Annotated in this window: 1 protein-coding gene; it reads right to left on the bottom strand. The window is 50.1% G+C overall.

The window, feature by feature from the left end:
• On the bottom strand, positions 1 to 855 hold an 855-nt coding region (locus H8S34_RS14985; protein WP_243208051.1), incomplete at both ends, for a recombinase family protein.

An 855-nucleotide genomic window follows, 5' to 3' on the forward strand; every position in this document is an offset into this window, starting at 1 on the left:
GGCGTAAAGCACATCATAGCGGATATAATGCATGGAGCATTGGCGTGTGCCCTGTCCGTACTTGCTACAATGATAATGGCCGTAAGGCTTGCTGTTCTGCCTGTTCTCCCCATAGGACAACGACCAGCCGCAATCCGAACATTTTACCAATCCGGAAAAAATCTGTGTTGTACCGTCCTTGCATTTTCTGCGGCGGTTTGCTATCTGCTCCTGTACCTGCCGGAAAACCTGTTCGCTGATAATCGGCTCCTGCGTGTTCTCCACCCGCACCCATTCACTTTGGGGCTTGCGTATCCTCCGCTTGTTCTTAAAGGAAATGTTTGTTTCCCGGTAGTGGATGGTATGGCCGATATAGGTTTCGTCTTTCATAATGCTCTTGACCTGCGCTATCGTCCATGCGTAGCTTTTTTCCTCTGGCGCACCCGCATAGATGTTTGCGAAAGTCCCGTCACGCTGGAAGTTGATAAATCCCGGCGTGGGAACCTTTTCCGCAATCAGTATTCTTGTGATACTGGCCGCCCCTCTGCCATGAATGGCGAGGTCAAAAATCTTCTCCACTATCCAGCGGGTTTCCTCGTCGATTATCAGCTTGTTTTTGATTTCCGGGTGTTTCCTGTACCCGATGGGAGCATAAGCGCCGATACGCTGTCCTGTGGCAAACTTTGCTTTGAAAGCGGCCTTTACCTTGCGGCTTGTATCTTTCGCAAACCATTCATTGAACAGGTTTTTGAACGGGACAAAATCGGAAAGCCCTTTCTCTGTGTCCTCATTCTCCGCAACGGCGATGTAGCGCACCCGTTTTTCCGGGAACAGAAATTCCAGATAGTAGTCCATCATCACATGTTCCCGCCCGAA

Source organism: Pseudoflavonifractor hominis, from assembly GCF_014288125.1.
Lineage (GTDB): Bacteria > Bacillota > Clostridia > Oscillospirales > Oscillospiraceae > Pseudoflavonifractor_A > Pseudoflavonifractor_A gallinarum.